The sequence below is a fragment of the Enterococcus sp. S22(2020) genome (assembly GCF_020295385.1).
GTDB classification, from domain to species: domain Bacteria; phylum Bacillota; class Bacilli; order Lactobacillales; family Enterococcaceae; genus Enterococcus_L; species Enterococcus_L dunnyi.
The window spans coordinates 186,860-200,501 of sequence record NZ_JACFUD010000004.1 but is presented as its reverse complement, the minus strand read 5'-3'; the positions used below and the strand labels follow the sequence as shown (position 1 = coordinate 200,501).

Genomic DNA, 13,642 nt, shown 5'->3' with positions numbered 1-13,642 from the left:
AATAAATATCCATGTAACGCATCAAACCGCGTTACATGGATGTTTATTTTACTAGCTATGTCTATTTCCTCAAAATCTTTTCCATTGCTTTTCCTTTTGCTAATTCGTCTACTAATTTATCCAGATAACGGATTTTTTGCATCAATTCATCTTCAATGTCTTCCACTCGATACCCGCAAATAACCCCTTTGATCAGAGATACATTTGGATTCAGCTGCGGTGCTTCTTCGAAAAATGTTTCAAAATCATTCATTGAATCTATTTGACCTTGCAGCTCTTTTTCATCATAGCCTGTCAACCAAAAAATAATTTCATCAACTTCTGCTTTCGTCCGTCCTTTTTTCTCTGCTTTTTGTACATAAAGCGGGTAAACACTCGCAAAGGACATCCCAAAAATCCTCGGTTTCTTTTCAGTCATTTCTTCTCCAACCTTTCATTGATCAGATTTTTACTTTAGTATTCAGTCTTCAAAATCGTCTTTGTCCTTTTCTTGACGGAGTTGATTCATCACTGATAATAGTTCTTGAGTTTTTCTTTGTTCAACTTTCTTCAGACACCCTGCAATACGACTTAGATAATCTTTTTTCTCCAGCTCAAGTTTTTCATCCAAAGATATTTTTTGAGCCTTTTTTTGAATACTCGTATTGATAGAACGTTTATGTTCTTTCTCTTTACTCTTGCTTATTATAATTAACAGCAAGACAAAAATCAAAAATAGAATGAGCCACAACCCCATGATTTTTCACTACCTATCCTTTTTTATCACTAATAGCCGACTCTTTCAATTTTGCCGTTTTTTTTGAAAAAGTTCCAAAAAAAGAGCGAGAAAAAGAAGTCTGCTCTAAGATTTAAGACAAAACTACTTGCTTCTCGCTTTTTTTCGATTTAGTGTTTAAAATAAACCGAATGTTATCCCGATTCTCTCGATTTATTATTGACCTAAAATATCTAAGATGATTTGAGTATGCATTGCTGCACCTGTTTTGAAGCATTCTTCCATGATTTTAAATTTTGGATGGTGATTCATATAGCCGCAGCCTTCAGCTGCTGTTCCTCCACCTAGAATAAAGAAAGATCCTGGCTTGACATCTGTATAAGCAGAAAAATCTTCACCGCCCATCATTTTAGGCGCTTCAAACATTTGCGCCTTTCCAACAACTTTTTCTGCCGCTGCCAGCACTAAATCTGTTGCAGCACTATCATTGTTGACCTCACTGTACCCTAAAAGATAATCCAGATCATACGTTGCATCGTACATCTTACAAACATGATCGATGATCGCTTCGATCCGTTGTTTGACATATTGGCGAATTTCTTTGTCATTCGTACGAACCGTTCCTTGAATCTGTGCAGTATCCGGAATGACATTTGCTGTTTTACCCGCATTGAATTCACCGATCGAAATCACTGCATTTGAAAACGGACTGATGTTACGTGAAACAATATTGTTCAAATTATTGATGATTTCAACACCGATCATGATCGGATCAACTGAAAGTTCTGGTGTCGAACCATGTGATCCTTTTCCTTGAATCTTCAATGTAAAGACATCAGAAGCGGCACTAGCAGCTCCTTTTCTTGTACCGATCATGCCCACAGGAATGTTTGGAGCAATATGCAGACCAAACACTAGATCCACATCATCCATTACTCCTGCTTCAACTAATAGCTTCGCGCCACCTGGTGGTTCTTCTTCTGCCGGTTGAAAAATGAATTTCACAGTCCCAGCAATTTTATCCTGCATCTCTGTCAGTGTTTTCACCGCGCCTAAAAGCATCGCTGTATGTGTATCGTGCCCGCAAGCATGCATCACACCAGGATTTTCAGATGGAAATTCAACATCTGCCTCCTCAACAATAGGTAATGCATCGATATCCGCTCTTAATGCGATCGTCTTGCCTGGCTTGCTACCTTTTAAAATTGCGATCACACTATTTTCTGTCAACGAGCTGACTTCCAAATTAGGAAATTCAGCTAAGACCGATTGAATGTATTTAGCTGTCTCAACTTCGTGAAAGGATAACTCGGGGTGACGATGTAAATGTCTTCTCCATTTCACCATTTCTGCCTGCGGCATTTTCTCTTGGATATTTGTCATTCTGCTTCCTCCTTCAGAGTGTATCTATCATAGTATTTATTTTTGCTTCACAAATAAAATCGTAACTGCAGTCAATAATCCTGCTACTAAAAAGAAATAAAAAGTCGAAATATATTGCCCTCCAGATAATTCTACTAATTGACCGATCAATGTCGGCGCAACAAACCCGCCAAGAATTCCTCCTGTAGCAAGTGTACTATAACTCGGGGCAAATTTTGCTCCTTCAAATATTTTTAAAGGAATACTCATCATCGAAACAAAGGAAATGATCAAAAAGAAATTAGCTAATCCCATAACTAATGACAATAACACAAGATTTCCGATGAAGTATGATGAAAAGGTGGCTAAAGTTCCTAAAACAGCTGTAACAGCTACGACCGTTTTTTCCATATTCTGAAAGAAACGACCGACGATATAGCTGCCGCCAATAGAGCCGATCAACATAAATAGACCACCCACACTGCTAACGATCGCTGCACCATTTAGATCCAATCCACGCTCTCCCGTTAAAAAGCTCGGCAACCAATTTGACAATCCATATAAAATACAATTAAGGAAAAACGCACTGAAGAATATGATCCAAACACGGATATCCGACCAGATTTGCCAAATCGATAGCTTATCTGTCTTAGTAGCAACAGCGATTTCCTGTTCTTCTATTTTCTCTTTTCTTGGGATCACCAAAATAAGGAATATCGCAATCAAAACAGCGACTACAGTCAAAATCAGGTAAGCATTTTTCCAACCAGCTTTGGTAATGATCGGTGATAAAACTAACGGACCAATGAACCCGGCGACTCCAGCAGAAGACAGCAGTATCCCTTGTGCAAAGGTCCGCTTTTCGGGTGCAAAATTCACCGTAACTTCCTTACTTGCCGAAGAGGCGTAACCGGAATGCGCAAGAAATCCTGTTAAAAAGCGAAGAGACATAAACATGATCAAGGATGTCCCAAAACCAAATAGTAAAGAAAACAAGCCCATCCCCAATACAGAACCGATCAAAACAATTCTTGAACCAGCCTTATTGATTACTAGTCCCATTGGGATTTGCATTAACGCATAGCCCAGGAAAAAGGCGCTCATGATCATTCCTTTCGCCGCAGGCTCAAGTCCAAATTCTTCTGAAATCGGGATCAAAGAATACCCTACTGACATTTTATCGATATAGACCATCGTATACCCTAAAAATAGTGCAATTAATAACAACCCTGTCCTTTTTGATTCTTTTTTCTCCATAAAGACCTCCTCAAACGATAAAAACTGTGAGCTTATTCTCTAAATGAAAAAATAAATGTCGTTTTTGATGAACTTGATCGACAAATGTTTTTCTTCCCCACAATAATTGCTCATTCTTATAGTATAATCTATTACTTAACGAAAAAAAAGAATAACATGGCATTATTATTAAAAAAAAGTGAACGAAACATTATTTTAAGCTAAGTATACACACCATTTATTCTGATTTAAAATCAAGTAACAATTTAAGCTACCATAAAAAAAGTTCGAAAGTCAAGATATCCCCCAAAATGGGGATTTGACTTTCAAACTTTTTATATAACACGTTGATTTATTGTTATTGTTTTAGTAACTCTTTTTTGTGCAGGTATTCTTCTTCTGAGATCGTTCCTTTTACAAACTCTTCATCTAATAGATCAAGAGCAGATGAATGAGCACTAGCAGGGGCTGAATTTGAAGTATTTTTGATCATAGCCTCATGACTTTGACCCCTTTGATTCTTCAAAAAGTAAATCACCGCAACAATCAGCACAGCGATCACTAACCACCAAATAAAGCCCATTCCTAATATATTTCCCCGCATCATCCCGCGGCTGCCATTAAAGTAAGTTGAACAATAGCCCATTTCGACACTCTCCTATCTTGTTTTTACTTAGTATAAAGACAAAATATGGCAAAAGTGTGTCGAAATCATTCCTCATCTCAGATTCTCAAAGAGAAATATGCTGGATCAATTTTTCATAAGAAGCAAAGGATGGATGCTTTGTGATTTCTCCTTCAGTGATCACCAATGACTGCTGATCAACGATCGCTTTTGTGAGGCGATCAGAAAACTCGGTAAAATCATTCGCTGTGTCTTCATTATAAGTCAATGAATAATACTTTGATTGACGATAGTACTTTTTCAATTGCTCAGATTTGATTGCTTGCGGCTGATCTGCAAAATATTCATCATAACGCGCTGAATCGATTTTCCCTTCTGTTACAGTCAATTGAAGTCTGCCGATCAGCCCATCACCAAAATCTTCTGCATAACCAATATATTTTGTGTCCGACGGCTGACGAATTTGGTCCGCCAACTCAGCAGCGATCACCATTAGCCCTTCTCTAGCACTTGTAGATGAGCCTTTGACTGTATTAAAATGACCATCGACTCGATTTTCTTCACGCATTTGCTTTTCAACAAACGTAATACCATTCACTACTGTAACTAACGTTTCGTCTGTTCTTGGATTTTGTGCCTGAAAAAATGCATAGTCGGACAATCGTTTGTTTGCTCCCGCGTATTTTGATTCATAATAGTTCTCAGCCCCATATTCATTGAATTCTACATTTACGATCGTATTTGCATCATCTGTGACAATTTCAACAATTCCTTTATTTCCGACATCAAAGTAACCTTCATTCGTGAAGTAATTTCCTTCCAATAATCCCAACGGCGGCTGATTTGACCAAAACATTTTTTTCAGCTTCTCTTCATAAGTATAGATAGGGTTAGGATTTGAGCCGAATGTTGTTTGTGTTGCTCCCGTCACGACATCATAATTATAAGACGTGTCTTCAAAGCTCAACTTATTGACAATCTGCTCATTTGTTTCCGTCTGACTGGATGATGCTGGTTCTTTTTCCGTCGAGTTGAATATGGCTTTCTTTTCTATCGTAGTTGATCTTTGTGTCTCTTTCCTTTGATCCGGCTTACAACCGACAAGGACGGTCAGAACGCATACAACCAAACCAGCCAGTACGTAATTTTTTCTCATTTAAACTTCCTTTCTATCGATCATGTATTGAAGCGATAACCGCTGCCCCAAATAGTTTCTATCGGTATTTCTGATAAATTCGCTTTCTTCAATTTTTCTCTGATACGTCCAACATGTACTACCACAGTATATATATCGCTGTCCAGATCATCCATAGCCCAAACCTGACGAAAAAGCTGTTCTTTCATCCAAACCCGATTCGGATGTGTCATGAAGAAAAGTAATAAATCAAATTCTTTCGTTGTAAAAATGACCTCTTTCCCTAAAACATGGACTCTACGGGCACTTTTATCAATTACGATTTGGTTGCTTTCAATCGTTTCATTCGCTGAATCTGAACCTGTTAGTAGTTGGTAACGTTTGATATGCGCCTGTACTCTGGCTACTAATTCGCTTGGACTAAATGGTTTGGTAAGATAATCGTCCGCACCTAGACCTAATCCTCTGATTTTGTCGATATCCTCTTTTTTAGCAGAAACGATCATCAAGGGAATATTCTTTTTTTCTCTGATCCTTCTGCAAATTTCAAATCCATCCATCGATGGCAGCATGATATCTACGACGATCAAGTCAAAAGGCTCATTCAGTGCTCTGGTCAAGCCAACTTTTCCATCACTAGAGATTTCAGCTTCCATTTGATTGATTTCAAGATAATCTTTTTGTAATTCTGCAATGCTTGCATCATCTTCAATTAGTAATATCCTTGATTTTTTATCAGGCATTCGACGATCCTCCATCAACTTTCTTCAATAAAATACTGACTGTTGTCCCTTTGTCCAGTTCACTTTCGATCATTACTTTTCCTTCATGCATATCGACGATTTGTTTAACGATCGCAAGTCCTAGCCCGCTACCGCCTGTCTGTGTCGGTCTAGCTTCCTCACCTCGATAAAAATGATCAAAAACGAAAGGCAGCTGCTCTTTAGCAATTCCTTGACCATTATCTGTCACACGAATTTCTACGAACTGATTTTGATCAGAAATGTTGATATCCACCGTTAGAGGACGTTCATTTTGCTTGAATTTCAGACTATTTTCAATTAAATTCGTAAAGACTCGATTTAACTGCATGCGATCACCGTATACCTTACTTGAAGAAGCTGCTTGATCAATAAGCTCCAGTGAAACCTGCTGCTTCCGTAACTGAAATTCTTCGATCAAATGTTTTAGGAACTCACTGATATTGATTGCTTCAAAATGAAAGGCTATGGCATCAGCATCTAATTTTGAATAAAGAAATAATTCTTCGATCAACTCATTCAAAGCAATAGCTTTCGTATGGATCGTCCGTAAATATTTGTCTTGTTTTTCAGGTGAATCTGCTACACCATCAAGTAAGCCTTCCACATAACCGATGATCGATGTGATCGGTGTTTTTAAATCATGAGAGATACTGGCAACCAGCTCTTTCCGATTGATCTCAAGCTTTTCTTGTTCGTTCGTAGAGCTGATCAAAGCCGTCCGCATTTTTTCAAAATCATCTGTCAATTGCTTGACTTCCAAAGCAGTCTTTTCCGGCTGTTTGGTCATTGGCGCTTGTAAATGTCCCGTTCCTATCTCAGACATACCACTGCCTAAATTTTCCAAAGGTTGAATGATCGTTTTCTTTAATAGTTGGTTTAAAAACAGCACTCCGCCAATAGACAGTAATAAGATAAAAACGATGATCCAAATCCCCCACTTAGTCATAAAATCAAGGATGTTGTTTTCTTTTTTTAATACTAATAGTGTTCCTGGAACCTGATTTTTAAAGTAGAAATCAAATTTCATGTATCGGTACAAACGTCCAGCATTGTCGATCGTTCCTCTGGTTTCAATATTATTGGCATCAAATTTAGGAAAATGGACGATCAATGATTTTTCTACCAGTTCTTGTGAATAGTAATTGATTTCTTCATTTTGACGTACAACGACGCCTAGAGATTCTCCTTCAAACTGCTGGATCATCTTTTTTACATCCTCTTTCGGATACAATAATTGTTCCGGTTCTGTTTTTGCGATCCCTCGAAGTTTGACATACGCTAGTTCTTCCTCCGGGCTTAATGAACGCTGCTGCGTAAAGGTTCGGTATAACGTTCCTGGGCTAGGAATACGCCCAGTCGTAACATACAAAACGATGCAAATAATAGATACCAATGATAAACAAGCAATCGTTATTCCGCCAATATATGAAATGAGAAAACGCCTTTTGATCGTCATTTTTTTCTCCCTTTTCGCTATAAACCGGACCTTTACTAGGCTTTACTCAAGGATCAGAAACTAATTTCAGGAGCATAGTCTCCAGTATAAGGTTCATGCTCTACAAAAACAGTGATATCACTGCCGTTTTGATCTTTTCCAGTCCGTTTATAGGTGAATTTTTTATTGTTCAATTCCGTTAATTCCAGTGCTGCCCCATATTTATTTTGTCCGATTGAGACATGTGCCCGGATTTTATTGTTGTTCAATACATCAAAGTAACCAAAATCACCGCGACTGATCCCAGTTTCCAAATTGAAAAATTCATACTTATTCGTATCAGCATCAAATTTTGCCAAACTAATGAAATTTTTATTGTAGGCTGTAACATCATTTCCTGCTTCATCAAGAACTTTAGTGCCATTCCATAGTTGTTCCCCTAAAATTGCCGCACCGTTTCGTTTCGTCTCGATCGTGCCAGTCGTTGTGTTGAGTATTTTAGCTGGTTCTGTAAATGTCAGCTTTCCTTTATTATACGGGATATGTTCTACAAATACATCTACTTCATTTCCAGCCTGATCTTTGCCTTTTCGTGTATACGTAAATTTTTTATTCGTTAGCTCTGTAATACCAACAACTGCTTGATAGTTCATCGATTCTGAGATCAAGATTCTTTTCGTTCCATCATTAGTGATAAAGAAAATACCGCGGTCTCCCCGACTTTCTCCTGTGTTTGCATCAAAAAATTCATATTGACCTGTTTTGCGATCATATTTTGCTAGACCAATAAAATTCGCATTTTCTTTTGTTAAATCGTTATGGTCTTTATCATAGACTTTAGTTCCCTGCCAGTTCGTTTGTCCTAAAATTTTTGTCATTTTGTCGCCTTTGGTTTTATCCTTTGTTTGATTCAATTTTTCAACTGTGGGCTGATCACTGCTTTTGACACCTAAGGATTCTTGTGTCCCCACACTGCAACCTGCTAACAATATAGCCAAACTTGATACCCCAGCGATTATTTTTTTGCTATTTTTATTCATGATTCTTGCTCCTTCCAAAAATAAGATATTTTTATTTCCTACTCTTATTCTAGCGGGCGATTCTAAACTAGCTCTATCGAAAAAATAAACAAATTATAAACAATCACAGATATAAAAAAAACAGTCTAAACGATCATTCGTTTTAGACTGGTTTTTTAAGGGGTTAAAGCATCTTTCCTGAGTAAAATGAAGCTGGTAATAAATCAAAATCATACGTTGCCAGCTCATCGAGAGTGATCGAAGCATGAGCTCCTTCATGCACCATCAAATTACTCAAGCCATTCGGATCGATATGAACCAAAATCACCGGTTTATCTGTGGCATAAGCATAACCTAATTCCCATGCTGTTCCACTATCAGAATAATTTCCATGATAGATTGCAACGACGATTTCTGCCCATTTTATATGTTTGATGTCATCTGTAAAGGTTTCGATCGACCATTGTCGTGAACCCACTTCGGCTCCATTATCTAGAGGATGACGCATCGGTGAAAAGACGGATAAGTTTTTTTGAGCTAAAATTTTTTCTACCTGCTCTACATACGCAATTTCTTCCTCATTAAAAAATGGACTAGCTAAATAAACTCGTTTCATTTTTATACTCCTTTTATTGATTTAATGAATTTAGTTGTTCTCACTTGTTAGTGTATCAAAGTTTAAATAAAACGCAAAGAACATTTGGGTCCTACAAAAAAAGCGACTGACACATAACTCATCGAGCTACATTTCAGTCACTTACAGTTCAAATAAATATTAAAGAAAAAACAAATCATTCGAAGTTAAATGCTTCTATTCAGTTTATTTAGGTAAGTTTTCATAAAAAGCTGCTTTGGTAGCTGTTATATAAGGCGTCAACCATAAATAACCAATTCCAGCTGTAAGAATTGCCAAAATATGCCAGCCTAAGAAACTTAAATCTAATAGGAACAATTGCCCTTTATACCCTTTCATCAGCTTACGGCTGCGTGTGATACACTCTAAAAAGCCAGAACGTTCTCCTGTCTCTTCATACGTATCATAATAGACAAAATAAGCTTGTGAATAAGCATAGCCTTTAATGATCCCTGGGATGATAAATAATAACGACCATAAGAAAATGAAGATCGTCATTAATAGATAAACACAGATCACACCTAAAATCACTGGACCGGAAAAACCACGGAAGGCATCAGAAAATGGTCGGATTTCTTGTCTTTTTCCACGTAACAAATCAAGATACGTCCATGAAATCCCAGCACTAAATAATGCTGCCAATAAACCACCTACGAGTCCTCCTCCGCCGCCTCCACCGGAATTTCCATCATAGCTTGCTGTACCGCTTACGATATCCGGGTTGTTCTGGACGAATAAGATCACTGGTAAAACCAGTAAAATAAACAAAATAAGACCGATTGCAATTGAAATCAAGGTAGGGACCAATGACATCAACACACTATCCTTCCAGCGTCCACGAAGAACTGCTTTTGCTTCTGTTTTTAATTCAGCTCTTGTTTTCATAAAACTTCACTCCTTTCTTACATTAGTACAATTAGTATAACAAATATTTAGATTTTACAAAAAATATACGCCTTTTGAAGATGATCATTTTCATAAAAAAACACTCTTTTCTCCATTTAGCCAGAGAAAAGAGTGCTTTTACTTATCATAACTATAAAGACTCTTTAGTAAAGATGTCTTATTTGTTTTTTAAGTTGTAGAAAGATTTCAAACCTTTGTATTCTGCAACTTCGCCTAATTGGTCTTCGATACGTAATAATTGGTTGTATTTCGCAATACGGTCAGTACGTGATAGAGAACCAGTTTTGATTTGTCCAGCATTTGTTGCTACAGCGATATCAGAGATTGTTGAATCTTCTGTTTCACCAGAACGGTGAGAAACAACTGCAGTATAGCCAGCTTCTTTCGCCATTTCGATTGCTTCAAATGTTTCAGTTAAAGTACCGATTTGGTTTACTTTGATCAGGATTGAGTTAGCGATACCTTTTTCGATACCTTCAGCTAATTTAGTTGTGTTTGTTACGAATAGATCGTCACCAACTAATTGAACTTTGTCGCCTAAAGCAACAGTTAATTTTTTGAAACCATCCCAGTCATTTTCATCTAAACCATCTTCGATCGAGATGATTGGGTATTTCGCACATAATTCTTCGTAGAATGCGATCATTTCTTCAGTTGTTTTTTCGCCTTCGCCTGAATCAGCTAAAACGTAAACACCTTTTTCTTTGTCGTAGAATTCAGAAGAAGCAGCATCCATAGCAAGAACGATATCTTTACCAGGTACATAGCCAGCTTTTTCGATCGCTTCGATGATTACTTCGAAACCTTCTTCATTTGAACCAAGGTTAGGAGCGAAACCACCTTCGTCACCTACAGAAGTAGCTAAACCGCGAGCTTTTAAGATTCCTGCTAATGCATGGAATACTTCAGCACCATAACGTAACGCTTCTTTAAATGTAGGAGCGCCTACAGGCATGATCATGAACTCTTGGAAGTCGATACTGTTATCAGCATGAGATCCGCCGTTGATGATGTTCATCATTGGAGTTGGCAATACTTTTGTATTGAATCCGCCTAAGTAGTGGTATAAAGGCACTTCTAGGTAATCAGCAGCAGCACGAGCTACAGCGATAGAAACACCAAGAATAGCGTTAGCACCTAATTTACCTTTGTTAGGAGTTCCATCTAATTCGATCATTGCTTTATCAATTGCCATTTGGTCACGAACATCGTAGCCAATGATTGCTTCAGCGATGATGTTATTAACGTTGTCAACTGCTTTAACAACCCCTTTACCTAGGTAACGAGATTTGTCGCCATCACGTAATTCAACCGCTTCGTATTCACCAGTTGAAGCTCCAGATGGAACCATTCCACGGCCAAAAGCTCCGCTTTCAGTGTATACTTCTACTTCGATTGTTGGGTTACCGCGTGAGTCTAAGACTTCGCGTGCGTAAACATCAGTAATAATTGACATGTTTTGTCTCTCCTTTGAGTTTGTTTTATACTAAGGGGATTCGAGCTCCCTTAATTATGATTGTAGTGAATAATCCTAAGCTATGCAAACATTTTTTGCGTATTTCATAAATTATTCGATGAATCTTCGATTTATTGCGTATCTTAATTATAAGTCTGTTTTATTTAACAGCCTCTAACAATGCTAAGAATGAATCAGCTTCAAGACTTGCTCCGCCGACTAAAGCACCGTCAACGTTTTCTTTTGCCATATATTCAGCAATGTTTTCTGGTTTTACAGAGCCGCCGTATTGGATACGAACTGCTTCTGATACTTCTTTACCGTATAATTTTTCTACAGTTGAACGAACAACACCACAGATTTCATCCGCAATGTTGGCATCTGCAGATTTACCAGTACCGATTGCCCAGATTGGTTCATAAGCAATGACCATAGATGATACTTGATCGTTTGTTAAGCCAACTAAGCCATTAGTGATTTGTCCTTCGATCCATTCAGCTGTTTTGCCAGCTTCATAGGTTTCTAAAGACTCACCACAACAGAAGATCGGTGTCATGTTATTTGCAAAGATTGCTTTGGCTTTTTTATTGATGTCTTCATCTGTTTCGTGGAAATACTCACGACGTTCTGAGTGACCGATGATCACATATTGAACACCTAGATCTGCGATTGCAGCTGGAGAATTTTCACCAGTGAACGCACCAGCATTTTCCCAATAGCAGTTTTGCGCAGATAATTGCACTTGTGAATCTTTAAGATTCCATGCTAATGGCGCTAAGAACAGTGCAGGAGATCCGATTACTGAATCGACAACATCACTTGATGGAACAGCATTTTTTACTGCTTCAGCAAAGCTTTGTGCTTCTGCTAAAGTTTTATTCATTTTCCAGTTACCAGCGATAATTGGTTTACGCATGAAAAAACACTTCCTTTAATTTTATGGTGTAGATTGTTTAAACGGTGTTCAAAAGGCAAACGTTCAGTAATTTCCCTCACCTACTAAACTCCAATACTTGAAGTTCAGCAGGTTCAGTCCAACTACTCAAGCTTAAATGCCTTTTTATAACCTCTTTATTTATCGTTGATCGCTGCTAATCCAGGTAATTCTTTACCTTCTAATAATTCTAAGCTTGCGCCGCCACCTGTTGAGATGTGCGTGAATTTATCAGCAAAGCCTAATTGAATTGCTGCAGCGGCAGAGTCTCCTCCACCAATAATCGTTGTTGCATCAGCTAAATTAGCGATTGCTTCACAAACACCGATCGTTCCTTTAGCAAAGTTGCTCATTTCGAATACGCCCATAGGACCGTTCCAAACAACTGTTTTCGCACCATCTAAAGCTTGCGCGAATAAAGCAATTGTTTCAGGACCAACGTCAAGACCCATTTGACCTTCAGGAACATCACCAGTGTGCTCTTCTGTTGGTACATCATTTGAGAATTCAGCTGCTGTGATCGAATCGATCGGCAAGATCAATTTGTCACCTGCTTTTTCGATTAATTCTTTCGCTAAAGCTACTTTATCTTCTTCTACTAAAGATTTACCGATATTCATCCCTTTAGCTTTGTAGAATGTATAAGTCATTCCGCCGCCGATCAGGATCTTATCTGCTTTTTCGATCAAGTTTTCGATAACACCGATCTTGTCAGAAACTTTTGCTCCGCCTAAAATCGCAACAAATGGACGTTTTGGTGCAGTAACAGCTTCACCAACGAATTTGATTTCTTTTTCCATTAAGAAGCCGGCAACTGTTGGGATACCAGTTGATGCAATACCAACGTTAGAAGCGTGCGCACGGTGAGCCGTACCAAATGCATCATTTACAAATACATCGCCTAAAGAAGCCCAATATTTACCTAATTCAGCATCATTGCCGCTTTCTTTTTTACCGTCGATGTCTTCAAAACGAGTGTTTTCAAAGACTAAAACGTCGCCGTCTTTCATATTATTGACAGCCGTTTCTAATTCAGTCCCGCGTGTTTCAGGAACGAATGTTACTGGTTTGCCTAATAGCTCACCTAAACGTTCTGCAACTGGTTTTAAAGATTTACCTGCTTTATCTTCTTCTGTTTTTACACGACCTAAGTGAGAGAAAAGAATCGCTTTTCCGCCATTGTCGATAACATATTGAATTGTTGGCAAAGCTGCAACTATACGGTTGTCGTTAGTGATCACGCCATCTTTCAATGGTACATTGAAGTCAACACGGACAAGGACTTTTTTGTCTTTTAAATCAACATCTTTGATTGTTTTTTTAGCCATTATGGAGTACTCCTGTCTATAAAATTTTTAAACGAAACAATATAAGCGGAGAAGCGCGTTGCTTCCCCGCTTATTATTTCACAGTTCTTTAAA

Annotated in this window: 14 protein-coding genes; all 14 read right to left on the bottom strand. The window is 38.1% G+C overall.

All coding sequences use genetic code 11. The annotated features are described in order from the left end of the window. Nucleotides 1-61: 61 nt before the first annotated feature. Nucleotides 62-418 carry a DUF2200 domain-containing protein gene (locus H3T55_RS09530; RefSeq protein WP_225534289.1) on the bottom strand — a complete coding sequence of 119 codons (357 nt, stop codon included), beginning with the start codon at nt 416-418 and terminating at the stop codon, nt 62-64. Between the two features lie 42 nt (nt 419-460). Further along, nucleotides 461-700, bottom strand: coding sequence for a hypothetical protein (locus H3T55_RS09525; RefSeq protein ID WP_225550156.1), 240 nt, complete (start codon nt 698-700; stop codon nt 461-463). Nucleotides 701-931: 231 nt separating this feature from the next. Next, nucleotides 932-2,098, bottom strand: a complete 1,167-nt coding sequence (locus tag H3T55_RS09520; protein ID WP_225534287.1) for an amidohydrolase — start codon at nt 2,096-2,098, stop codon at nt 932-934. Nucleotides 2,099-2,134: 36 nt separating this feature from the next. Further along, on the bottom strand, nt 2,135-3,334 hold the full coding sequence (locus tag H3T55_RS09515) for an MFS transporter (protein WP_087641242.1): 1,200 nt from the start codon (nt 3,332-3,334) through the stop codon (nt 2,135-2,137). 337 nt (nt 3,335-3,671) lie between these two features. Next, nucleotides 3,672-3,959: a hypothetical protein gene (locus tag H3T55_RS09510; protein WP_225534286.1), complete on the bottom strand. Its 288-nt coding sequence runs from the start codon at nt 3,957-3,959 to the stop codon at nt 3,672-3,674. Nucleotides 3,960-4,044: 85 nt separating this feature from the next. Next, nucleotides 4,045-5,094 (bottom strand): hypothetical protein, encoded by a 1,050-nt coding sequence (locus H3T55_RS09505; protein ID WP_225534285.1) that lies wholly within the window; start codon nt 5,092-5,094, stop codon nt 4,045-4,047. A 20-nt stretch (nt 5,095-5,114) separates the two neighbouring features. Next, complete coding sequence (locus H3T55_RS09500; RefSeq protein ID WP_225534284.1) at nt 5,115-5,816, bottom strand: response regulator transcription factor; 702 nt, start codon at nt 5,814-5,816, stop codon at nt 5,115-5,117. Next, a complete protein-coding gene (locus tag H3T55_RS09495) occupies nt 5,809-7,293 on the bottom strand; it encodes a sensor histidine kinase (protein ID WP_225534283.1) in 1,485 nt (494 codons plus the stop codon). Before H3T55_RS09495 ends, H3T55_RS09500 begins: the two co-directional genes overlap by 8 nt. A gap of 53 nt (nt 7,294-7,346) precedes the next feature. Beyond that, nucleotides 7,347-8,312 (bottom strand): DUF4822 domain-containing protein, encoded by a 966-nt coding sequence (locus H3T55_RS09490; protein WP_225534282.1) that lies wholly within the window; start codon nt 8,310-8,312, stop codon nt 7,347-7,349. Between the two features lie 163 nt (nt 8,313-8,475). Next, on the bottom strand, nt 8,476-8,907 hold the full coding sequence (locus H3T55_RS09485; RefSeq protein ID WP_087641236.1) for a nucleoside 2-deoxyribosyltransferase: 432 nt from the start codon (nt 8,905-8,907) through the stop codon (nt 8,476-8,478). 204 nt (nt 8,908-9,111) lie between these two features. After that, a complete protein-coding gene (locus tag H3T55_RS09480) occupies nt 9,112-9,810 on the bottom strand; it encodes a DUF975 family protein (RefSeq protein ID WP_087641235.1) in 699 nt (232 codons plus the stop codon). A gap of 178 nt (nt 9,811-9,988) precedes the next feature. Continuing rightward, nucleotides 9,989-11,287, bottom strand: coding sequence for a phosphopyruvate hydratase (gene eno / locus H3T55_RS09475; RefSeq protein WP_069661790.1), 1,299 nt, complete (start codon nt 11,285-11,287; stop codon nt 9,989-9,991). Between the two features lie 160 nt (nt 11,288-11,447). After that, nucleotides 11,448-12,203: a triose-phosphate isomerase gene (gene tpiA / locus H3T55_RS09470; protein ID WP_087641229.1), complete on the bottom strand. Its 756-nt coding sequence runs from the start codon at nt 12,201-12,203 to the stop codon at nt 11,448-11,450. Nucleotides 12,204-12,358: 155 nt separating this feature from the next. Continuing rightward, nucleotides 12,359-13,549 (bottom strand): phosphoglycerate kinase, encoded by a 1,191-nt coding sequence (locus tag H3T55_RS09465; RefSeq protein WP_225534281.1) that lies wholly within the window; start codon nt 13,547-13,549, stop codon nt 12,359-12,361. Nucleotides 13,550-13,642 lie beyond the last annotated feature (93 nt).